Source organism: Cellulomonas wangsupingiae (assembly GCF_024508275.1).
Lineage (GTDB): Bacteria > Actinomycetota > Actinomycetes > Actinomycetales > Cellulomonadaceae > Cellulomonas > Cellulomonas wangsupingiae.
Genome location: NZ_CP101989.1, coordinates 121,553 through 142,309 on the forward strand (window position 1 = coordinate 121,553; position 20,757 = coordinate 142,309).

The window sequence follows — 20,757 nt, forward strand, 5'->3', positions numbered from 1 at the left end:
TCGTCACCCACCGGTGCGCCTCAGCCTGTCCCGCGGGCTCAGGGCAGCGCGGCGAGGGCCTTGCGGATGCGCGTGGGCGACACCGGGACCGGGGTGCCGAGCTGCTGCGCGAAGAGGCTGACGCGCAGCTCCTCCAGCAGCCAGCGGACCTCGTCGAGCGCGGCGGTGCGCGCCGGGTCGGGGCTCGCGGCGGCGGCGCGCTCGCGGGCGGCGGTGTACAGCTCCTCGACGTCGTGCACCTGCCATGCCAGGTCGGCGTCGCGGGTCGGGTTGGCGGCGGCCTTGGACAGCCGGTGCCGCGCGGCCCGCAGGTAGCGGACGAGGTGCGGGAGGCGGTCGGCGCCGACCTCCGAGACGAACCCGTCGTGGACGAGCGCCGCCGCCTGCGCGCGCACGTCCTGCGCGGTGGCGAGCAGCGCGAGGCTGTTCGACGCGCGGACGTCGGCGTCGAGCTCGCGCCACGCGGTCAGGACGCCGACGACGTCGCCGACGACCCGGTGCACGTCGTCCTCGAGCGCGTCGCGGACGACCGAGCGGAGGGTCGCGTAGGCGTCGGCGTCGCGGATCTCCCGGGCGGAGCGTCCGTGCAGGTGACGCAGGACGATGCGGTCGATCGCGGCGAGCTGGACGTCGCGGACGAGCGCGTCCGTGCTCGGGTAGGGCGACGCCGCCAGGGTGAGCGACTGCTTGCCGGTCCACCGGCTCGTCACCCGTGGCGTCGCCAGGCCCACGTCGAGCAGCAGGAGGCGGCGCAGCCCGCGGCGCGCGGCGGCGTCGGCGGCACCCGCGTCGGCGAGGACGCGCAGCGCGACGCCCGCGCCCTCCTCGACGAGGGTCGGGTACGCGCGGACGACGCTGCCGGCGGTGGTCGCGGCCTCGATCACGTCGGGCAGCGGTCCGGGCAGGTCCGGCCAGGTCGTCAGGCCGGTGCGCTCGAGGTCCGGGGCGTGACCGGATCGCTCTCTCACGCGGGGGGTGGGGGTGCCCGGGGTGGGGGCGCCCGGGGTGGGGGTGCCCGGGGTGGTGGGGGTGGTGGGCGTGGCCGCCTGCTGGGCCGCCTCCTCCATCGCGGCGCGCACGGCGGTCCGGACGGCCGACGCGACGGCGTCCTGCGCGCGGTCCGCGTTGCGGCGCTGCAGCGCGAGCAGGTCCTTGCCCTCGTCGATGACCCCGCCGCGGTCCCCGACCACGCGGAACGTCATGCGCAGGTGCGCGGGCAGGCGCTCCTCGTCGACGGCGTCGGGCGGCACCTCGACGTCACGCAGCGCGCGCACGGCGCGCGTGAACAGCTCGCGGAACGACGGCGCCGCGTCCGCCGCGCGCACGGTGTCCGCCCACGACGCGGTGTTCTCGTCGAGCCAGGCGTCGACCGCGCGGGCCACGTCCGGCGCCGGGACCAGCTGCACGCGCACCGGCTTGGGCAGCGCGCGGATCGTGGCCGTCAGCAGCTCGGCGCGCATGCCGGGGACCATCCAGTCGAACCCCTCGGGCCGCACGCGTGGCAGCTGCGAGATCGGGATGTGCACGGTCACGCCGTCGGCCTCGGTGCCGGGCTCGAACTGGTACGTCAGCGGGAACGACAGGTCGCCCTGCGGCCAGCGCGACGGGAACGCGCGCTCGTCGATCTCGGCGGCGTCCTCGCCGACCAGCAGGTCGCGCGTGAACGACAGCAGGTCGGGGTCGGCGCGCCTCGCGGACTTCCACCAGGTGTCGAAGTGCCGCGCGGAGACGACCTCCGGCGGGATGCGCGCGTCGTAGAAGTCGAACAGCGCGTCGTCGTCGACCACGAGGTCCCGGCGGCGGGCGCGCGCCTCGAGCGCCTCCGCCTCGTCCAGCAGGCGGCGGTTCTCGTGGAAGAACTTGTGGTGGGTCGTCCACTCGCCCTGCACCAGCGCGTGCCGGACGAACAGCTCGCGCGCCTGCTCCGGGTCGACCTTGGCCAGCAGCACGCGACGCTGCGCCACCACCGGCACGCCGTACAGCAGCACCTTCTCGTTGACCATCGCGGCGCCCTGCCGCGTCGACCACGCAGGCTCGGAGTACGTGCGCTTCACGAGGTGGGCGGCGGCCTCCTCGACCCAGTCCGGGTCGACCTTCGCGACGTCGCGCGCCCACAGCCGGGACGTCTCGACGAGCTCGGCGGCCATCACCCACGACGGGGGCCGGCGTGCGAGGCCGGACCCGGGGAAGATCGCGAACCGCGCGCCGCGCGCGCCGAGGTACTCGTTGCGGGCGCGCGCGTCGGGGCGCCGCGGCTTGCCGTCGCGGCCCTTGGGGGCGTTGCCCGCGGCGACGTCGGTGACGAGCTGCATGCCGATCTGGCTGAGCAGCCCGGGCAGCATCGCGCGGTGGATCGCGTCGCCGTCCCACGTCCAGCGGGTCTGCACGGCGTCGGGACGCTCGACGGTGCCGGCGTCCTGCGTCGGTGCGCCCGTCGGGGTGTGCCGGCCGCCGTCGCGTCGCCCGTCGCGCCCGTGCCCGTCGGCCGCCGGGACGTCGTCGGACGTCGGGGTGGGGGCGCCCTTGGCGTGCACGCCCAGGCCCTTGGCCATCTCGCGCAGCTGCGTGACGACGTCCTGCCACTCGCGCACGCGCAGGTAGTGCAGGTGCTCGGCCTTGCACATGCGCCGGAACGCGGAGCCGGACAGCTCGCGCTGCCGGTCGCGCAGGTACGTCCACAGGTTGAGGTAGGTGAGCAGGTCGGACGACGGGTCGGCGAAGCGGCGGTGCAGGGCGTCGGCCGTCTCGCGGGACTCGGCCGGGCGCTCGCGCGGGTCCTGGATGGACAGGGCCGCGGCGATGACGAGCACCTCGCGCGCGACGCCGCGGCGCCCGGCCTCGACGACCATGCGCGCGAGGCGCGGGTCGATGGGCAGCTGGGCGAGCTGGCGGCCCGTCTCGGTCAGGCGCGTGCGGCCGTGGACCTCCTCCAGCGCGTGCAGCTCGGTCAGCAGCCCGACGCCGTCGCGCACGGAGCGCACGTCCGGCGGGTCGACGAACGGGAAGTCGACGACCTCGTCCGGGGACGTCACGACGCCCACCGCGATCATCTGCAGGATCACCGACGCCAGCGACGTGCGCAGGATCTCCGGCTCGGTGTACTCCGGGCGGGACTCGAAGTCCTCCTGCGAGTACAGGCGGATCGCGATGCCGGGCGCCACACGCCCCGACCGCCCCGACCGCTGGTTGGCCGACGCCTGCGAGACCGGCTCGATCGGCAGCCGCTGCACCTTCGTCGCCTTGGAGTACCGCGAGATGCGCGCGGTCCCGGGATCGACGACGTACCGCACGCCCGGCACCGTCAGCGACGTCTCGGCGACGTTGGTCGCCAGGATGACGCGCCGGCGCGTGTGCGGCTCGAAGACGCGGCGCTGCTCCGCGGCGGACAGCCGCGCGTACAGCGGGACGATGTCGACGCCGTTCGGGTGCTTCGGGTCGACGCGCGGGCCGAGCGAGCCGCGCAGCGCGTCCTCGGCGTCGCGGATCTCCCGCTCGCCGGACAGGAACACGAGGATGTCGCCGGGCCCCTCGGCCATGAGCTCGTCGACGGCCTCGGTGATGCCCGTGACCATGTCGCGGTCCGGGCCGTCGTCGGGGGACAGCGGCTGGTAGCGGATCTCGACCGGGTACGTGCGGCCGCTGACCTCGACGACCGGGGCCGGGACGCCGTCGGGGTGCTCCGCGGTCGGCGGGCCGGCGAAGTGCCGCGCGAACCTGTCCGAGTCGATCGTCGCCGACGTGATGACGAGCTTCAGGTCCGGCCGCTGCGGCAGCAGCCGCGTGAGGTACCCGAGGATGAAGTCGATGTTGAGGCTGCGCTCGTGCGCCTCGTCGATGATGAGCGTGTCGTACATCCGCAGCATCGGGTCGCGCTGGATCTGCGCGAGCAGGATGCCGTCGGTCATCACCTTGACGAGCGTGGAGTCGGACGACTCGTCGGTGAACCGGACCTGGTAGCCGACGACGCCGCCGAGGGGGACGTCCAGCTCGTCCGCGATGCGCTCCGCGACCGTGCGCGCCGCGATCCGGCGGGGCTGGGTGTGGCCGATCTGGCCGGCGCGGCCGCGGCCGAGCTCGAGCGCGATCTTCGGGATCTGCGTCGTCTTGCCCGAGCCGGTCTCGCCTGCGACGACGACGACCTGGTGGTCGCGCAGGGCGGCCGCGATCTCCTCGCGGCGGGCGGAGACGGGGAGCTGCTCGGGGTAGACGATCGGCGGGAGGGTGACCTGGGCGCGGGCCTCGGCGGTGCGCGCGAGGTGCGCGTCGCGTGCTGCCGCGCGTCCCGGGTCGTCCTTGCCGGATCCGCGCCGGCGGCCCTCACCGCGTCGTCCGTCCGTGCCGCCGGACCCGGGGTCCTGTCGGCCGCGGCCACCGCCCCGCCGTCGCGGCGCACGACGACGCGACGCCGCGCCGTCGTCGGCCGGGGGGCCGGCGTCGTCGGTGCGGACGTCGCCGGGGAGGGGGTCGGACGTGCTCACGACCCACCATCCTCCCAGGCGGTCCGGGGACCCTCACGCCGAATACCGAGATACGTGCCGCGCGAGACCGGGCTGAGTTCACTCATCCGACCTCATGAGCGACGTCAGCCCGGTCTCGCGGACCGGTCGTCCCGTATCGCGGGCAGCGGCGCCTGCGTGGCCTGCACGTCAGGACGTGCTCTGCCGCACCGACTCCACGTCGACGAGCCCCTGCACCACGGGCCCGATCATCACCAGGTACATGAGCGCGAAGAACACGGCCCCGAGCAGGGTGAAGCCGATCGCGTTGCCGACGGCGCCAGGCCCGCGCAGGTGGCCGAGCACCTTGCGGACGAGGTGCGTGGGGTGCTTGACGTCCCAGGAGTTCAGGCGCACGTGCCGGCCCAGGTAGATGCCGAACGCGACGAGCACGAGGAGCACGCCCTCGATGACGCGTGCCGTCGTGCCGGCCAGCGGGGCCGCGGTGTCGTTCCCGCCGACCACGAGCAGCACCAGCACCATGAGGAAGACGTTGAGCACGGTCGTCAGCACGCCGGACATCGCCAGCACGAGCACGAGCAGCACGTCGTACCACTCGGGCACGCGCTCGCCCTTGCGGCGGTGGTTGAGGTTGAGCTCGGTGATGAGGTAGCCGGAGTTGGGCAGCAGCAGCAGCCACACCAGGCCGAGCACCACGGCGACGGCCCACACCGCCGGCCGCGGCACGCCCACCACGATCAGCGGCAGCACCAGGACGACCGCCAGCCCGAGGACCACCAGCGGCGCGACCGACAGCACGAGGTTGAGCAGCATCGGCCGGTACAGCCGGGTCCGGTAGACGGGCGCCCGTGCGACGACCAGCGCGGCGGCGAACACGTTCATGAGCAGGACGCCGATGATGAGGCTGGTCAGCACGCGTACTCCCTCGTCCGGAAGCGCCCATCATGGCGGCACGGGCACCCGTCCTCCAGGGACGGGCGCGCGGGGACCGTCAGGGGCAGGTGTCGGTGGCCGGCGCCCCCGCGAGCCGGTCGCGCGTCCACGCGAGGAGGTCCGGGACCAGCGGGGAGTCCGCCTCGACCAGCGCGACGTGGTCGAGCCCGTCGTAGGCGCGGTGCTCGACCGCGTACCCGGCGGCGCAGCGGGCGGCCACGTACTCGTCCTGCGAGGACGCGACGACGATCGAGTCGGCCGTGCCCTGGGCGACCAGCAGCGGTGCGTCGATGGGCCCGGACGGCACGTTCTGCGTCAGCCGGTCGCCGAACGCCCCGGTGAACGGGTCGGCGTGCGCCCACACGGGCTGGTCGAGCAGCAGCGCCGTCAGCGCGGACACGACGACGCCGCGGTCGGCGAGGCACCGGTGCGCCATCTCCCGCACGACGGTCCGGGCACCCGGCCGCACGACGTCGGCGAACCGCACGTCCGGGTACGTGGCGGCGTAGCCCTCGGCCAGGTACGACGCGAACAGGGCGCCCACGGACACGTCGGGCAGGTGCGCGAGCAGCGCGGTCGGGTTCGACGCGGGCGCCAGCGCCGCTACGCCGAGGACGTCGACGTCGGGCGCGTAGTCCGGCGCGACGATCCCCGTCCACAGCGCCGCGCCGCCGCCCTGGGAGTGGCCCCACACGACGTTCCGGTCGCTGAGCGTCACGTCGTCCAGCTGGTGCGCCGCGCGGACGGCGTCGAGCACGTCGTGCGCGGCGGGCTCCCCGACGAGGTAGGCGTGCGGACCCGCCGTGCCGAGACCCGCGTAGTCGGTCGCGACGAGCGCCCAGCCCTGCGCGAGCACGTCGTCCTGGACGAACAGCGCGCCGGCGGCGAGGCCGTCGGGCAGCACGGACGGTGCGCAGCCGGGCGTGACGCCCGTCGTGCCGTGCGCCCACGCGACGACGTCCGCGGGCTCGCGGGCGTCACCGGTCGCCGTGTCCGGTGCGACGACCAGGCCCGAGGCGACCGTCGGCGTGCCGTCGCCGCGCGTCGTCGAGTAGAGGATGCGCCACGCGGTGGCGCCGTGAGGGATCTCGGCGCTGGTGAACGGCTCGCTGCGCAGGAGGCGCCCGGGGGCGTCCGGGACGTCGGCGGGTGCGGCGTAGAAGTCGTCGGGGCGGGCGGTGCCACCGTCGAGGGCGACGCCGGCCGCGGCGAGGGCGAGCGTCGCGACGAGCGCGGCGACGTTCACGACGAGCCGCCCGCGTCCCGGCCGGGCGCGGCGGTCCTGCCGCGACGGGCCGCGCCGCCACGTGCCGCGCAGCGCGGCCGCGACGCCGCGGATGCCGGTCACCAGCACGCGGATCCCCACGAGCACGGCCACGACCAGCACGGTCACGTCGGGCCACGCGAGTGCCAGGACGCCGAGCACGACCGACGTCACGCCCGACAGCGCGGCGTTCGCCCGGCCGGTGCCGTGGGCCCGCCGGGCGGCCAGGACGTCGAGCACGCCGTCGACGACGAGCGCGACGCCCACCACGCGGGCCAGCACCGCGATCGTCGGACCCGGCCAGGCGACCACGACGGCCGCGGCCAGCAGGTACGCGACGCCGGCGAGCCACCACCAGCGTGCCGCCGCGCCCGCGTCCGAGGCGGCGGCCGGGCGGTCCGCCACCAGGTGGACGACCCCCAGCGCGGCGAGCCCTGCGACGACCGCGACGACGAGCACCGCGAGGGACACGAACGGCCGCAGCGCCAGGACGGCGCCCACGGGCACCGCCAGCGACGAGACGACGAGCAGCGCCCACCGCGTGGCCGGGCGCGTGCGCCGCGCGGGCTGGTCCATGGGGTGAAGGTAGCCGGGGGCGTCGGGATGTCCCGTGGACGCCCCGGGCCGCCGGGGGAGATCGTGGTCACGTGCTGAGCTGAACCCCTGCCCCGAGTCCTGTCCGGCTCCCCGCACCCGTCGAGCGCGCTCCGGGTGCAGCAGGGTGGTGATCGCATGACCCCGCCCGTCCTCCGTGCCCGCTCCCTCGTCCGGTCCTTCGACGGCCGTGTCGTCCTCGGCGGCGTCGACCTCGACGTCCGACCCCGGCCACCGCCTCGGTCTCGTCGGCGAGAACGGCGTCGGCAGGTCCACGCTGCTGCGGCTGCTCGCCGGCGTCGACGACCCCGACAGCGGGACGCTCGAGCGGCCCGCCGGGCTCGGGTACCTCGGCCAGGAGCCGGACCTCGAACCGGCGGCGAGCGTCGCGGACGTCGTCGAGGGTGCGCTGGCGGACGTCCGCACGATCGCGGCCGACCTCGAGCGTGCGGGCGCCGCACGTCCTGCTGCTCGACGAGCCGACGAACCACGTGTCCGTCGCGCTCGCGGGTGAGCTCACCGACGCGCTGGAGGCGGCGCCGGGCGCGGTGGTCGTGGCGACGCACGACCGGTGGCTGCGCCGGCGCTGGGACGGGCCGACGCTCGAGGTCGTCGACGGGAGGGCCGCGGGGCCCGCACGTCGATGAGAGAATTCTCACCCTTTCGGGTGATCCGGGCATCGTCCGACCGTGGAGCACGGCATGCTGGCCCCTGGGCGATTCGTCCGGATCGCCGTCGACATCGACGGGAGCGCCGTGCTCGCACAGCCGTGGCCGCCCCCGAGCCCGGGCCCGCGGCAGCCTCGCGACGCGCACGGGTCCGCGTGGGCGAACGACGTGGGACGCGCGCTCGTGCGGCGCGCGGGACCGCCGTTCCCCACCGTGGACGCGGTGGCCTCCGCGGGGTGGCCCACCGCGGACCCCGCCACCCGCCGCCGTGCTGGTCAGGGGCTGCGCGATGAGCGCGACCCGTGGGCGTCCGACGGTCCCGAGCCCGAAGCGCCGACGCGCGCCCGTCCGCTGCCCGCGCGGTGGCAGCCGCAGGAGGAGTGGATCCCCGACCCCGCGCCGGCCCCCGAGCAGCGCTGGACGCCGGAGCAGGACTGGCTCGGTCTCTTCGCCACGCAGACCGACCCGCGGCCGGCCGACGAGCACGCCCTCCCGCCGCCGCCCAGGGGTCGCCGGTGGCTCGTCGCGGTGGCCGTGGTGCTGCCGCTGGCGCTGGTCGCGGCGCTCGTCGCCGCCCTGGCCTGACGGCGGCCCCGGACCGGTCGCGCCCGCGTCGCTACCGTGGGCACGTGAGCGACGCGACCCCCGGCCCCACCGCCGCACCGGACACCGAGCTGCGCACCGAGGGCGAGCGCCGCACGGTCGCGGCGCTCGACGCCGCCGGCCTCGCCTACGTCCGCACGCGGCACGGGCGCGTCGGCTCGCTCGCGGAGGCGGCTGCGGCGCGTGGCATCGACCCGGCCGACCTGGTCAAGACGATCGTCGTCCGGCGCGGCGACGACGACTTCCTGCTCGTCCTGCTGCCGGGCGACCGCACGATCTCCTGGCCGCGGCTGCGCGCGCTGCTGGGCGTCAGCCGCCTGTCGATGCCGGACGCGGTCGTCGCGCAGCAGGTCACGGGCTTCGAGCGCGGCACGATCACGCCGTTCGGCACGACGCGGACGTGGCCGGTGGTCGTGGACCGGCGCGCCACGGGGCGGCGGGTGTCGATCGGGGGCGGCGGGCACGGCGTGGGGATCGAGCTCGCGACGGACGACCTGGTACGGGCGCTGGGCGCGACCGTCGCGGACGTCAGCGAGGACGGCTGACCGGGACCCGGACCAGGGCGGGTCCCGCGAAGGTGAGCGGCACGTAGGCCGAGGGGAACACGTTCGGCCGTGCGCGTGTTGGGGACGGCGTAGGGCTGTCCACCGCGCCCTTGTGGGCGACGACGGGTACGTTCTCCCCCGCCCGTCGCACCCCGGTACGACGACGTACCGACCCCAGGCACGAGGAGCACGAGCGCCATGACCCAGCTCACCAGCACGACGGACGAACGCATCCCCGAACCCGACGACCACGAGATCCGCGTCGAGCACCGCGACGGCCGTGCCGTCGTGTGCCTCGTCGGGGAGGTCGACGCGTCGCTGCGCGAGTCGGCGTCGGCGGCCATGGGCATCGCCCTCATGAGCGGCCTGCCGCTGGTGGTCGACGCGTCCCGCGCGTCGTTCGTCGACTCCTCGGGTGTGGCGTTCGTCCTGCAGCTGCACCTGGCGGCCTCCGAGGCCGGCGTCCCGCTCGCGCTGCACGACCCGCAGCGCGTGCTGCGCGACCTGCTCGACATGGTCGGCATGGGCGCGGCCATCCCCGACGACGAGTGACGAACCCGCCGCGGGTCGCCCGCGGCGATGTCGGAGGGCTCGGTTACGTTCCGGGCATGCGGCTGCTGCACACGTCGGACTGGCACCTGGGGCGGACCCTGCACGGGGTCGACCTGCTGGACCACCAGTCCGCGTACCTCGACCACCTGGTCGACGTGGTCCGCACCGAGCGCGTGGACGCGGTCGTGGTCGCGGGTGACGTGTACGACCGGGCCATCCCGCCCGTCGAGGCGGTGACGCTGCTGTCCGACACGCTCGCGCGTCTCGCCGAGCACACGACCGTCGTCGTGACGTCCGGCAACCACGACTCCGCGACGCGCCTGGGCTTCGGGTCCGCCCTCATGCGCGAGCGCGTGCGGCTGCGCACGCGCGTCGCGTCGCTCGCCGAGCCGGTCGAGGTCGGCGGCGCGCTGGTCTACGGCCTGCCGTACCTGGACCCCGACGTGTGCCGGGCCGAGCTCGCGCCCGTCGGCGAGGACGGCACGCGCACCCTGCTCGCGCGGTCCCACGAGGCCGTGACGCGCGCGGCCATGGCACGCGTGCGGGCCGACGTCGACGCGCGCCGGGGCGGTGCGCGGCCGCGGGTCGTGGTGGCGGCGCACGCGTTCGTCGTGGGCGGGCGGGCCAGCGAGTCGGAGCGGGACATCCGCGTCGGCGGCGTCGACCACGTGCCGGCCGACGTGTTCGCCGGCACCGACTACGTCGCGCTGGGGCACCTGCACGGCCCGCAGGTCGTGAACGGCCCCGCCGGGACGGTCCTGCGGTACTCGGGCTCCCCGCTCGCGTACTCGTTCTCCGAGCAGCACCAGGCCAAGTCGTCGGTCCTCGTGGACCTGTCGGGCGACGAGCCGCAGGTCACGACGCTGCCCGCCCCGGTGCCCCGCCGCCTGGCCGACGTGACGGGCACGCTCGACGACCTGCTCGGCGCCGCGGGCGAGCCGCACGTCGACGACTGGGTGCGCGTCACCGTCACCGACCCCGCCCGCCCGGCCGACCTGTTCCGCCGGGTGCGGCAGCGCTTCGCGCACGCGCTCGTCGTGCAGCACCACCCCGACCGGCCCGACACCGGCGCCACGCGCCCGGCCCTCGTGACGGCGGCCGCCGACCCGGTCGAGGTGGCCGCGGACTTCGTCGCGCACGTGACCGGGGCCCTGCCGACGGCCGCGGAGCGCCGGGTGCTGCGCGACGCGTACGAGCACGTCGCCGGCGCGGAGCGGAGCGCCTGATGCACCTGCGCTCGCTCACCGTCCAGGCCATCGGGCCGTTCGCCGGCCGGCACACCGTCGACCTCGACGCCCTCGGCTCGTCGGGGCTCTTCCTGCTCGAGGGGCCGACCGGCTCCGGCAAGTCCACGCTCATCGACGCGGTCGTGTTCGCGCTCTACGGCAAGGTCGCGGGTGCCGACGCGTCGGACGAGCGGCTGCGCTCCGCGTACGCGGCGGACGACGTCGAGAGCGTCGTCGACCTCGTCCTGGAGGTGCCGTCCGGCGTCTACCGCGTGCGGCGCACGCCCGCGTACCAGCGGGCCAAGAGGCGCGGCACGGGCACCACGACGGCCCAGGCGAGCGTCAAGGCGTGGCGGCTGCCCGCCGACGCGGACGTGTCCGGCGGGCCGGACGCCCTCGACGGCGTGGGCGTGCTCCTCGGCACCCGGCTCGACGAGGTGGGGGCGGAGCTGCAGCGCATCGTCGGGCTGGACCGCTCGCAGTTCGTCCAGACCGTCGTGCTGCCGCAGGGCGAGTTCGCGCGGTTCCTGCGGGCGACGGGCGAGGAGCGCCGGGTCCTGCTCCAGAAGATCTTCGGCACGCAGGTGTACGACCAGATGCAGCAGCGTCTGGCCGCGCTGCGCGCGGAGGCGGCGCGGACGGTCGAGGCGTCGCGTGCGGCGCTCGGCGAGGCCGTGGCCCACCTGCTCGGTGCGTGCGCGCTGGCGCCGGACGAGGCCGCGGTGACGCGTGCGGCGCTCGACGAGGCGGTCGTCGGCACTCCCGTCGCGCCGCGCGTCGGTGCGGTCGTGGCCGCCACCACCTCGGCCCTGGACGCGGCGGCGGATCGGCTCGCGCGGGACGCCTCCGTCGCGCGGCAGGCCTGCGAGGCCGCCCGCACGGCGCACGAGCAGGCGCGCGGTACCGCGGCGCTCGCGGCGCGGCGCCAGGCGCTGCGCGCGGAGCGCACGCTGCTGGAGTCCGTGGCCGACCGGCACGAGGACGACGTCCGGCGGCTGGGGCTGGCCCGCGCCGCGGCCGCCGTCCGGCCGCTGCTCACCGGCTGGCAGGACGCCCGGACGGCCCACCAGGCGGCCGCCAAGTCGTGGGTCGCCGTGGCGGACGCCGCCCCCGCCGACCTGCTGCCGACGGCCGGCCTCGCGCGCGGTGGCGGACCGGACGAGTCCGACGAGCTCGACGTGCACGTGCTCGAGGCGTGGCGCCCCCACCTGAGGGCGGAACGGGACGCGGCGGCCGACGCCGCGGCGTCGCTGCGCCGGGCCGTCGAGATCGAGGCGGGTCTGACGGGCAGGCGGCGAGCCGTCCGGGACCTCGCGGCGGTGCTCGACGACCTGCGCGCCGAGGTGGCGACCGCCGACGACTGGCTGGCGGGACGCCCTGCGGCTCGCTCGTCGCTCGTCGCGGAGCGGGACGAGGCGCGGGTGCGTGCGGGCCGCGCGGACGCGGCCGAGGCGGCCCGGGCGGGCGCCCGCGTGCTGGTCGCGGACGTGACCGCGCTGGTCACGGCCCGTTCCGCGCTCGCCGCGGCGCAGGCGGAGCTCGCGGAGGCGGCCGACGGCGCGCGCGCGGCGGTGGCGCGCGAGGCCGGTCTGCGGGCCGCGCGCGTGGCCGGCCTGGCCGGCGAGCTCGCGGCCGGGCTCGTCGACGGTGAGGCGTGCCCGGTCTGCGGCGGGTGCGAGCACCCGGCGCCCGCGACGGTCGGGGCGGACCACGTGACGGCCGAGGCGGTGCTCGCCGCCGAGCAGGCGCGGGCGGCGGCCGAAGGCCGGGTCGCGGAGCTCGGCGCCCGCCGAGCGGGCCTGGCGGAGCGGGTCGACGGGCTCGCGGCGCGCACGGGCGACCACGACGCCGCGTCCGCCGCCGCCGCGCTGCGCGACGCGGAGGACGAGGTCGCGGCGGTCGCGGCCGCGGCGGCCCGTGTCGTCGCCCTCGATGCGCAGCTCGACGCCCACGACGCGGCGACGCGTCGTCGCGAGGCGCTGCGCGACGAGGTGCTCGGGCAGGTGCGGACCGCCGAGGTCACGCTCGAGACCGAGCGCGACGCGCTGGCGCGCGCCGAGGCCGAGGTGGTCGAGGCCCGCGGTGACCACCCGACGGTCGTCGCCCGGCACGGCGCCCTCGACGCGCGGGCGCGTCACGCCGTGGCGCTGCTCGACGCGCTCGACGCCGTGCGTGCGGCCGCGGCCGACGCCGGTCGTCGCCGCCACGAGCTGGACGCCGCGCTCGCGGAGCACGGCTTCGAGGGGGACGCCGCGGCCCGCGCCGCGTGGTGCGCCCCGGACGAGCTCGCTGCGCTGGAACGGCGCGTCGTCGCGCACGCGGCCGACGTCGCGCGGGTCGCCGCAGGGCTGGGCGACCCGGACCTCGTCGCGCTGCCCGAGGACGTCGAGGTCGACGTGCCCGCCGCGCAGCGTGCCGAGGCCGCCGCGCGCCAGACCTCCGCCGACGCGGAGGGCCGTGCCCACGTCGCCGCGTCGCGGGCCGAGGCGGCCGGTGAGGCCGCCGAGCGGGTGCGGCGGGCGGCCGAGGCCGTCGACGCCGCGGTCGCGGCCGCCGCGCCCGTGACGCGCATGGCGAACCTCGCGTCCGGCACGGGGTCCGACAACGCGCAGGCGCTGTCGTTGGCGACGTACGTGCTGGGCCGCCGGTTCGAGGACGTGGTGGCCGCGGCCAACGAGCGGCTCGCGGTCATGTCCGACGGCAGGTACGAGCTCGTGCGGTCGGACGAGAAGGAGGACGTGCGCGCCCGGGCCGTCGGTCTCGCCATGCGCGTCGTCGACCACCGCACCGAACGCTCCCGTGACCCGCGCACGCTCTCGGGCGGCGAGACCTTCTACGTGTCGCTCTGCCTCGCGCTCGGGATGGCCGACGTCGTCACGGCGGAGGCCGGCGGCGTCGAGCTCGGCACCCTGTTCGTCGACGAGGGGTTCGGCGCTCTCGACCCGCACGTCCTCGACCAGGTGCTCATCGAGCTGGGCCGCCTGCGCCAGGGGGGCCGCGTCGTCGGGATCGTCTCCCACGTCGAGGCGCTGAAGCAGGCCGTCGCCGACCGCATCGAGGTCCGACCCACCCCGGGCGGGCCCAGCACGCTGACGGTGCTGGCCGGCTGAGGGCCGGTCCGCCGCACCTTCCCGGCCCGGGCTCCCGGCTCACCAGGTCCAGCCACGCTCCGCGAGCTCGACCTCCTCACGGAAGCGCTCGTGCGCGTCGCCCCGCGCCGCCGGCCGCACCTCGACCCCCGCGAGCCCGCAGGCCTCCGCGAGCAGCTGGTCGTACGCGAGCTGCGAGGCGATGATCCGCTCGGCCCGCGCGAACGTCCGCTCGTCCTCCTCGAGCCGGCGCACGTGGTCGGCCACGGCGCCGAGGCGCTCCTGGACCCGCAGCGTGAGGAACGGGTCGTACGGGACGTCCCGGCGGCGGCGCAGGCGTCCCGCGAAGGACTCGAGGCGCTCGGCCAGCACGACGCGCCAGCGGCGCGGCTCGTCCGGCGACGGGATCAGCGTCCACAGGGCGCACAGCAGCACGGTGGGAGCCACCGAGCTGAGGATGAGGAGAGCCCAGATCATCGCGCGTCCTCCGCAGTACGTGACTCGAGCGTAGGCAGCGCGTGTGACGTGCGCCACATGTATTCGGCCCAGGTGGGGGAGCGGGTGGCGCCGAGCGGGCGTCGCGCCCGTCGGCCACCTACGGTGTGCCCCGGACGGACCGCCGGGCGACGGCGGACGCCCCGGGGCGACGCGACGACGGACGGGGAACGCATGGGTGCGAAGGGACTGGTCGGGGGTGTCGTGGTGCTCGTCGTCCTGGGTGCGGGGGCGTACGTCGTCGACGGTTACGCGCGCACCAGGGCCGAGGGCGAGGCCGTGAGCATCGTGACCCGGGAGCTGGACGTCGAGGGCACCCCCGACGTGCGGATCGAGGGCTTCCCGTTCCTCACCCAGCTGCTCGCGCGCTCCCTGGGCGACGTCAGCGCGACCGCGACCGGGGTCACCCTCGACGGCCTGCTGGTCACCGACGTGGCCGTGGACGCGCACGACGTGTCCCTCGAGGCCCCGCACCGCGTCGGGACCGTCCGCCTGGAGGGGACGGTGCCCACGTCGTCCGTCGAGCAGGTCGTGGCCGAGCGGGCGTCGCTCGACGTGACGGTCGACGGTGACGTGCTGCGTGCGTCGGGCGACCTGTTCGGCATGGAGCTCACCGCCGGTCTGGTCCCCCGCGTCGAGGACGGCCGCCTGCTGGTCGACGTGCAGGACGTGACGCTCGGGGCCGCCACGCTCCAGGTCGACGAGCTGCCGGGGCGGATCGGGGAGCAGCTCGTCGGCGTGGAGGTGCCGCTGGAAGGGCTCCCGGCCGGGATCGTCCTCGAGCAGGCCGTCGTGGTCCCGGACGGGGTCCGGTTCACCGCGACGGGTGCCGACGTCGTGCTGGAGCGGGCCCCGTGAGCGTCGCCGGCACGACGGCCGCGGTGCTCCTCGCGACCTCGGGCCCGCCCGCGACCGGTCTCGCCGCCCTCTGGGAGCAGGTCACCACGCCGCAGCCCGCGCCGGACCGGACGACCGTGGTCGTCGTCGGTGCCGTGGTCCTCGCGGCGCTCACCGTGCCGGGTGTGTGGCACCTGCTGCGCCACGGCCTGACGATCGTGCACGAGGCCGCGCACGCCGGTGTCGCCGTGCTCGTCGGCCGGCGGCTGTCCGGCATCCGGGTGCACTCGGACACGTCCGGCCTGACCGTCTCCCGCGGCCGGCCCCGCGGCCCCGGCATGGTGGCGACCGTCGCGGCGGGCTACCCCGGCCCCGCGGTGCTCGGGCTGGCGGCCGCGTGGCTGCTGTCCCGGGGGTACGCGCTCGGCGTGCTGTGGCTGCTGCTCGTCGTGGTGCTGCTCGTGCTGCTGCAGATCCGCAACTGGTACGGCCTGTGGGCGGTGCTCGTCAGCGGCGCGGCACTCGTCGCCGTGACGGTGTGGGCGCCCGCCGGTGTGCAGAGCATCGTCGCGGCGGGGCTCACGTGGTTCTTCCTGCTGGGCGCGCCACGCGCGGTCATCGAGATGCAGACGCAACGTCGGCGTGTCCGTCGTCGCGGCGGACGTGACGAGTCCGACGCGGGGCTGCTGGCGGGCCTGACCCACGTCCCCGCGGTCGTCTGGGCGGGGGTGTTCCTGCTGGTGGGAGGCGTTTTCCTGGTCGCCGGCGGTGCTCTGCTGCTGGCCGCCTGGCCCGCCTGAACCGCCTGTTCACGTTTGGGACGGTGTGCCCCTCTGTGGACCGATGTGCACCCCGGCGGGCGCCCAGGCAGGTTGCAGGTCGCACGTCCAGCATCTGCGATAGTGATGCGGTGAGCACAACTTCCGAGGCCGAACCGCGGCCGGGCCGCAACGAGTCGCTGTCACTGCGTCGCGCGCTCGCCCTCCTCGACGTGTGCGCGCAGGAGACGGACCCGACGGGCCTGACGGCGGCCGAGATCGGCCGACGCCTCGGCGTCCACAAGTCGACCGTGCTGCGCCTGGCCGCGCCCCTTCTCGAGTCCGAGCTCCTGCGACGCGACACCAGCAGCGGCCGGTTCCGGCTCGGTGCCGGCGCCCTGCGCCTGGGCCACGCGTACCTGTCGAGCCTCGACGTCGAGTCCGTCGCCGCGTCGTCCCTCGACGACCTCGCGCGCACCAGCGGCTGCCTGTCCGTCCTGGCCGTCCCGGACGGTCTGCAGGTCCGGCTCGCCGGGCACCGCGCCGCCCCCGGCGGTGCCGGCAGGGTCCCGGGCCGGCTGCCCGCGAACGTGCCGCTGCACTGCTCCGCGACGGGCAAGGCCATCCTGTCCGTCGCCGGACCGGCGCTCATCGACCGGGCGGTCGCGGGCGGTCTGCAGGCGTCGACGCCGCGCACGATCACCGACCCCGGTGAGCTGCGCGCCGAGCTGGTCCGGACCCGGCGGCGCGGCTTCGCCGTCGAGGACCGCGAGCTCGACCCCGACGTGCGGGCCGTCGCGGCACCCGTGCTCGACCACACCGGCGACGTCGTCGGTGCGCTCGCCGTCCTGGCGCCCGCGTCGCGCATGCCCGCCGCCGCCGTGCAGGAGCACGCGCGCGCCGTGGTCCTCGCGGCACGGGCCGTCACGCGCCGCCTCGGCGGGATCACCGTCGGCGTGCGGACGGGTGCCACCCCGGCCGTCACCCCCGCCGGCGGTACCAGCGAGGTCTCGCAGGAGCGTCGCGGCGCCTGACCGCGCAGGCGACGGTCGGACCCCCGCCCGCGGGGTGCGGCCGACGCGTGCTCAGTCGGCGACGACGCACCGGCCGATCTCGCGCGTGAGCGCGTCGTGCTCGGCCTGCGTGACCCACAGCCCGTAGGCCGCCTTCACGGTGGTCTGGCGCAGCGCGTACGCGCAGCGGTACCCCCGGTTCGGGGGCAGCCACGTCGCGGCGTCCCCGGCGCCCTTGCTCTGGTTGGCGCTGCCGTCGACCGCGAGCAGGTTCGCGGGGTCGTTCGCGAACGCGGTGCGTCGCTCGTCCGACCAGCCCTGCGCACCCTTCTGCCAGGCGTCCGCGAGGGCGATCACGTGGTCGATCTGCACCTCGGACGACCGCTCGCCGCGCTCGAACGCGATCACCGTGTCCGTGTACGGGTCCGTGAGCGTGCCGGTGAGCACCACGCAGCCCCGCGTGGCCGGATCGAGCGTCACGTCGTCGAGGTCGCGCCGCAGGACGTCGTTGCGGGTGTCGCAGCCGTTGCGGTCGACGTCGGCCCAGCGCTGGCCGAACTCCTCGCGCTCGTAGCCCGTGCGCGGCGCCCGGCCCTTGACCTCGAGGGTGTCGAGCGCCGCCCGCCCGGCCGCGAGGTCCGCCGCGGTGACGGGGTGCTGCGCGGCGGCACGGGCGTCGAGCCACACGGGAGCACCGAGGCCCGCCGCGACCCCCACCAGCAGGACCAGCACCCACGACCGGCCCCGCCGGGACGTGCGACGGGCGGGTCGTCGGCGCTGCGTCGATCGCGGGCTCGTCAGGAGGTGGGGCACGGGGGCAGCATGCCGCACGCTGCCGACATGGCGCGCACGCCGGTGACGGCCGGTGGACGGCCCGTCAGCGCTGCGGCGCGTCCGACGACGGCACGTCCGTCGGCACCGCCTCGTGCCCCGGCCGGCCGTGCGTCCGCTCCCGCTCCTTGAGCTGTGCCTCGTACACGTGCCGCCGCCCGGCGGTCAGCTCGTCGCGCACGTACCGCTCCGCGTCCGCGAACGCCCGGTGGTACCCCTCGTCGAACTCCTCGACCACCTGGAACGTCCACCGGCCCGGCAGCACGTTGCGCCCGACGACCTCCGCGCGCACGCGGTCGGCCAGCTCACCGTGGCCCGCGGCCTCCAGGGCGTCCAGGGCCTCCTGCAGCTCGCCGTCCGCCCGCCCGATGAGCCGGTGGAAGGCGTACAGCATGCCGCGGGCGTGCTCGACGACCTCGAACGCGGCCGTCACCCCGCCGACGGCTGCCACGGTGGCGTCGTCCGCGCCGGGTGGCGGCAGGTGGTGGTCGTCGGGGCGGTCGTCCGCGACCGGTCGCGTAATGTCGTCCATGCGTCCACCCTGCCGAGGAGCCCGGCGGCCCGCATGCCGGGGCGCGCAGCCGGACACACCGGACGCACCGGACCGCGTCCCGGGACGAACGTCCGGTGGCCGCCGTCCCGGGGGAGCGTCATGCTCTCGGGTGACGTCCAGGCATCCGAAGGAGGGACGATGACGACACCGAGCCCCACGGCGGGCGGCCCCCGCGAGTACCGCGGCATCCTGCGGCGCAGGTCCGTGGAGGCCTCGATGGCGCAGCTCGACGACCCGGACCGTCGGCTGCACCGCACCCTGACCGCGTGGGACCTCGCCGTCCTCGGCGTCTCGGTGGCGGTGGGTGCCGGCATCTTCTCGGTGGGGGCGACCGCGGCGGCGAACTACGCCGGCCCGTCGGTCATCCTGTCGTTCGTCATCGCCTCGCTCGTCTGCGGCCTGGCGATCATGTGCTACGCCGAGTTCGCCTCGACGATGCCGGTCGCCGGGTCCGCGTACACGTACTCGTACACGACGATGGGCGAGCTCGTCGCCTGGATCATCGGCTGGGACCTGATCCTCGAGATGCTCCTGGCATCCGCCGTCATCGCCAAGTTCTGGGGCGTGTACCTGTCCGACGCGTTCGGCCTGTTCGGCATCGACGTACCCGCCACCGTGGAGGTGCTGGGCGCCGACGTCGCGTGGGGCCCGATGCTCATCGTCGCCGTGTTCACGGTGCTGCTGGCCATCGGCACGCGCCTGAGCACCCGCGTGAACAGCGTGTTCACGATCATCAAGGTCGGCATCACGCTCTTCGTCATCGTCGCCGGGTTCTTCTACGTCAAGGCGGAGAACTGGACGCCGTTCGTCCCGCCGTCGCAGCCGGCCGAGGCCGGCACCAGCGCGCTGCACCAGCCGCTGACGGGCTTCCTGCTGGGCATGGACCCGTCCATGTACGGCGTCATGGGCATCCTGTCCGGCGCCGCGCTGGTCTTCTTCGCGTTCATCGGCTTCGACGTCGTGGCGACCACCGCGGAGGAGACCAAGAACCCGCAGCGTGCCGTGCCCCGCGGCATCCTCGGCGGCCTCGCGCTCGTCACCGTCCTCTACATCCTGGTGACCGTGGTCGTCACCGGCATGGTCAGCTACACCGAGCTGGCCGAGTCGGGCTCCCCGTCCCTCACCACGGCGTTCGTCCTCGTGGGGGCCGACTGGGCGGGCCGGGTCATCTCCATCGGCATCCTCGTGGGCCTCACCAGCGTGCTCATGGTGCTGCTGCTCGGGCTGACGCGGATCGTGTTCGCGATGAGTCGCGACGGGCTGCTGCCGCGCGGCATGTCGCGCACGTCCCCGCGGTTCGGCACCCCGACGTGGCTGCAGGTCGGTGCCGGTGTGGTCGTGGCGCTCATCGCCGGGCTGTCGGAGGTGGAGCTGCTGGAGGAGATGATCAACATCGGCACGCTCTCGGCGTTCGTGCTGGTCAGCTTCGGCATCCCGCTGCTGCGCCGCTCGCGGCCGGACCTGGAGCGCGGGTTCAGGGTGCCGTTCTCGCCGGTGCTGCCGATCATCTCGGGCGTCGCGTGCATCTGGCTGATGCTGAACCTCACGACGCTGACGTGGCTCCGGTTCCTCGTGTGGGTGCTCGTGGGGCTGGTCATCTACTTCGGGTTCTCGTACCGGCACTCGCTGCTGGGCAGGGGGACGCCGGCCCCGGTGACGGACGACGAGGCGCTGCTGTAGCGACCGGAAGGCGGCGACGGGAGCCGGGCGAGGTTCACCCGGACGTCTGTCCACAAAAGGTCGCAGGACCCCTCCGGGTGACGTGCGCGCTGAGGCATACTGGCGCACCACCCACCGAAGGGACCCTCTCCGTGACCGTCTTCCTCGTCATCGGGGGCATCGGCCTCGTCGTGCTGCTCGCGTCGCTGGTCTTCGGCGACATCTTCGAGTCGTTCGACATCGGGGAGGGCGGGTTCTCCGGCATCGCCGCCGGGGTCGGCGCCGTCGTGTTCGGTGCCAGCGGCGTCATCGCGCTGGCGCAGGACCTGTCGACGCTGTGGGCCTACGTCATCGGCGCCGGGTTCGCGGTCATCGCCTTCCTCGTCGCGCAGGGACTGGTCAAGCGGCTGTCCGACACCGAGGACCCCCCGCCGCCGCCGCTCGACGGTGCGTACGGCATGACGACCGCCACGACCGGACCCGGGGGCGGCGAGGTGCGTCTCGAAGGCGTCCAGGACCTCGAGGCCCGCCTCGCGTGGTCCGACGAGCAGATCGCGGCCGGCACGCGCGTCGTCGTCGTCGCCGTCTCCGGGTCGCGCGTGCACGTGCGTCCCGTCTGACGTCCCAGCGGACCTGAGCCGCACCGCGGCACCGGGCACCATCCAGGCAGCACCCACAGG

General features: G+C 75.7%; 18 protein-coding genes. 12 read left to right on the forward strand and 6 right to left on the reverse strand.

Annotation, left to right across the window (positions count from 1 at the left end):
* Positions 1–38 precede the first annotated feature (38 nt).
* The 3 genes from hrpA to NP075_RS00550 form a co-directional block, all read right to left on the reverse strand.
* Entirely contained in the window at positions 39–4,478 is a 4,440-nt protein-coding gene (gene hrpA, locus NP075_RS00540; RefSeq protein WP_227563769.1) for an ATP-dependent RNA helicase HrpA, read from the reverse strand.
* Positions 4,479–4,646: 168 nt separating this feature from the next.
* Complete coding sequence (locus tag NP075_RS00545; RefSeq protein ID WP_227563770.1) at positions 4,647–5,372, reverse strand: DUF1361 domain-containing protein; 726 nt, start codon at positions 5,370–5,372, stop codon at positions 4,647–4,649.
* 76 nt (positions 5,373–5,448) lie between these two features.
* Positions 5,449–7,230, reverse strand: coding sequence for a lipase family protein (locus NP075_RS00550; RefSeq protein WP_227563771.1), 1,782 nt, complete (start codon positions 7,228–7,230; stop codon positions 5,449–5,451).
* 208 nt (positions 7,231–7,438) lie between these two features.
* On the opposite strand from NP075_RS00550, the gene NP075_RS00555 reads away from it, so the two are divergent.
* From NP075_RS00555 to NP075_RS00585, 7 genes are all read left to right on the forward strand, one after another.
* Positions 7,439–7,762, forward strand: coding sequence for an ATP-binding cassette domain-containing protein (locus NP075_RS00555; RefSeq protein WP_284439908.1), 324 nt, complete (start codon positions 7,439–7,441; stop codon positions 7,760–7,762).
* Positions 7,740–7,895 carry a hypothetical protein gene (locus NP075_RS00560; protein ID WP_227563772.1) on the forward strand — a complete coding sequence of 52 codons (156 nt, stop codon included), beginning with the start codon at positions 7,740–7,742 and terminating at the stop codon, positions 7,893–7,895. The genes NP075_RS00555 and NP075_RS00560 overlap by 23 nt, the downstream gene beginning before the upstream one ends.
* 42 nt (positions 7,896–7,937) lie before the next feature.
* On the forward strand, positions 7,938–8,501 hold the full coding sequence (locus tag NP075_RS00565; RefSeq protein WP_227563773.1) for a hypothetical protein: 564 nt from the start codon (positions 7,938–7,940) through the stop codon (positions 8,499–8,501).
* 44 nt (positions 8,502–8,545) lie between these two features.
* Complete coding sequence (locus NP075_RS00570; protein ID WP_227563774.1) at positions 8,546–9,064, forward strand: aminoacyl-tRNA deacylase; 519 nt, start codon at positions 8,546–8,548, stop codon at positions 9,062–9,064.
* Positions 9,065–9,262: 198 nt separating this feature from the next.
* Positions 9,263–9,616 carry an STAS domain-containing protein gene (locus NP075_RS00575; protein ID WP_227563775.1) on the forward strand — a complete coding sequence of 118 codons (354 nt, stop codon included), beginning with the start codon at positions 9,263–9,265 and terminating at the stop codon, positions 9,614–9,616.
* Between the two features lie 56 nt (positions 9,617–9,672).
* The gene (locus NP075_RS00580) at positions 9,673–10,842 is read left to right on the forward strand and encodes an exonuclease SbcCD subunit D (RefSeq protein ID WP_227563776.1); all 1,170 of its coding nucleotides are present in this window, start codon (positions 9,673–9,675) and stop codon (positions 10,840–10,842) included.
* Positions 10,842–13,952 carry an AAA family ATPase gene (locus tag NP075_RS00585; protein ID WP_256791355.1) on the forward strand — a complete coding sequence of 1,037 codons (3,111 nt, stop codon included), beginning with the start codon at positions 10,842–10,844 and terminating at the stop codon, positions 13,950–13,952. Before NP075_RS00580 ends, NP075_RS00585 begins: the two co-directional genes overlap by 1 nt.
* 39 nt (positions 13,953–13,991) lie before the next feature.
* On the opposite strand, the gene NP075_RS00590 is transcribed toward NP075_RS00585, so the two are convergent.
* The gene (locus NP075_RS00590; RefSeq protein WP_227563778.1) at positions 13,992–14,408 is read right to left on the reverse strand and encodes a hypothetical protein; all 417 of its coding nucleotides are present in this window, start codon (positions 14,406–14,408) and stop codon (positions 13,992–13,994) included.
* A 192-nt stretch (positions 14,409–14,600) separates the two neighbouring features.
* On the opposite strand from NP075_RS00590, the gene NP075_RS00595 reads away from it, so the two are divergent.
* The 3 genes from NP075_RS00595 (at position 14,601) to NP075_RS00605 (ending at position 17,055) form a co-directional block, all read left to right on the forward strand.
* Entirely contained in the window at positions 14,601–15,284 is a 684-nt protein-coding gene (locus NP075_RS00595; RefSeq protein WP_227563779.1) for an LmeA family phospholipid-binding protein, read from the forward strand.
* The gene (locus NP075_RS00600; protein ID WP_227563780.1) at positions 15,281–16,063 is read left to right on the forward strand and encodes a M50 family metallopeptidase; all 783 of its coding nucleotides are present in this window, start codon (positions 15,281–15,283) and stop codon (positions 16,061–16,063) included. The genes NP075_RS00595 and NP075_RS00600 overlap by 4 nt, the downstream gene beginning before the upstream one ends.
* 110 nt (positions 16,064–16,173) lie before the next feature.
* A complete protein-coding gene (locus NP075_RS00605) occupies positions 16,174–17,055 on the forward strand; it encodes an IclR family transcriptional regulator (RefSeq protein ID WP_227563781.1) in 882 nt (293 codons plus the stop codon).
* 51 nt (positions 17,056–17,106) lie between these two features.
* On the opposite strand, the gene NP075_RS00610 is transcribed toward NP075_RS00605, so the two are convergent.
* Positions 17,107–17,847 carry an HNH endonuclease family protein gene (locus tag NP075_RS00610; protein ID WP_308054133.1) on the reverse strand — a complete coding sequence of 247 codons (741 nt, stop codon included), beginning with the start codon at positions 17,845–17,847 and terminating at the stop codon, positions 17,107–17,109.
* 64 nt (positions 17,848–17,911) lie between these two features.
* Complete coding sequence (locus NP075_RS00615) at positions 17,912–18,397, reverse strand: hypothetical protein (protein ID WP_227563782.1); 486 nt, start codon at positions 18,395–18,397, stop codon at positions 17,912–17,914.
* Positions 18,398–18,556: 159 nt separating this feature from the next.
* Here NP075_RS00615 and NP075_RS00620 point away from each other — a divergent pair, with 159 nt between their 5' ends.
* Both NP075_RS00620 and NP075_RS00625 read left to right on the forward strand, forming a co-directional pair.
* Positions 18,557–20,098 (forward strand): amino acid permease, encoded by a 1,542-nt coding sequence (locus tag NP075_RS00620; RefSeq protein WP_227563783.1) that lies wholly within the window; start codon positions 18,557–18,559, stop codon positions 20,096–20,098.
* 131 nt (positions 20,099–20,229) lie between these two features.
* Positions 20,230–20,697, forward strand: coding sequence for an NfeD family protein (locus NP075_RS00625; RefSeq protein WP_227563784.1), 468 nt, complete (start codon positions 20,230–20,232; stop codon positions 20,695–20,697).
* The last annotated feature ends 60 nt before the right edge of the window (positions 20,698–20,757 follow it).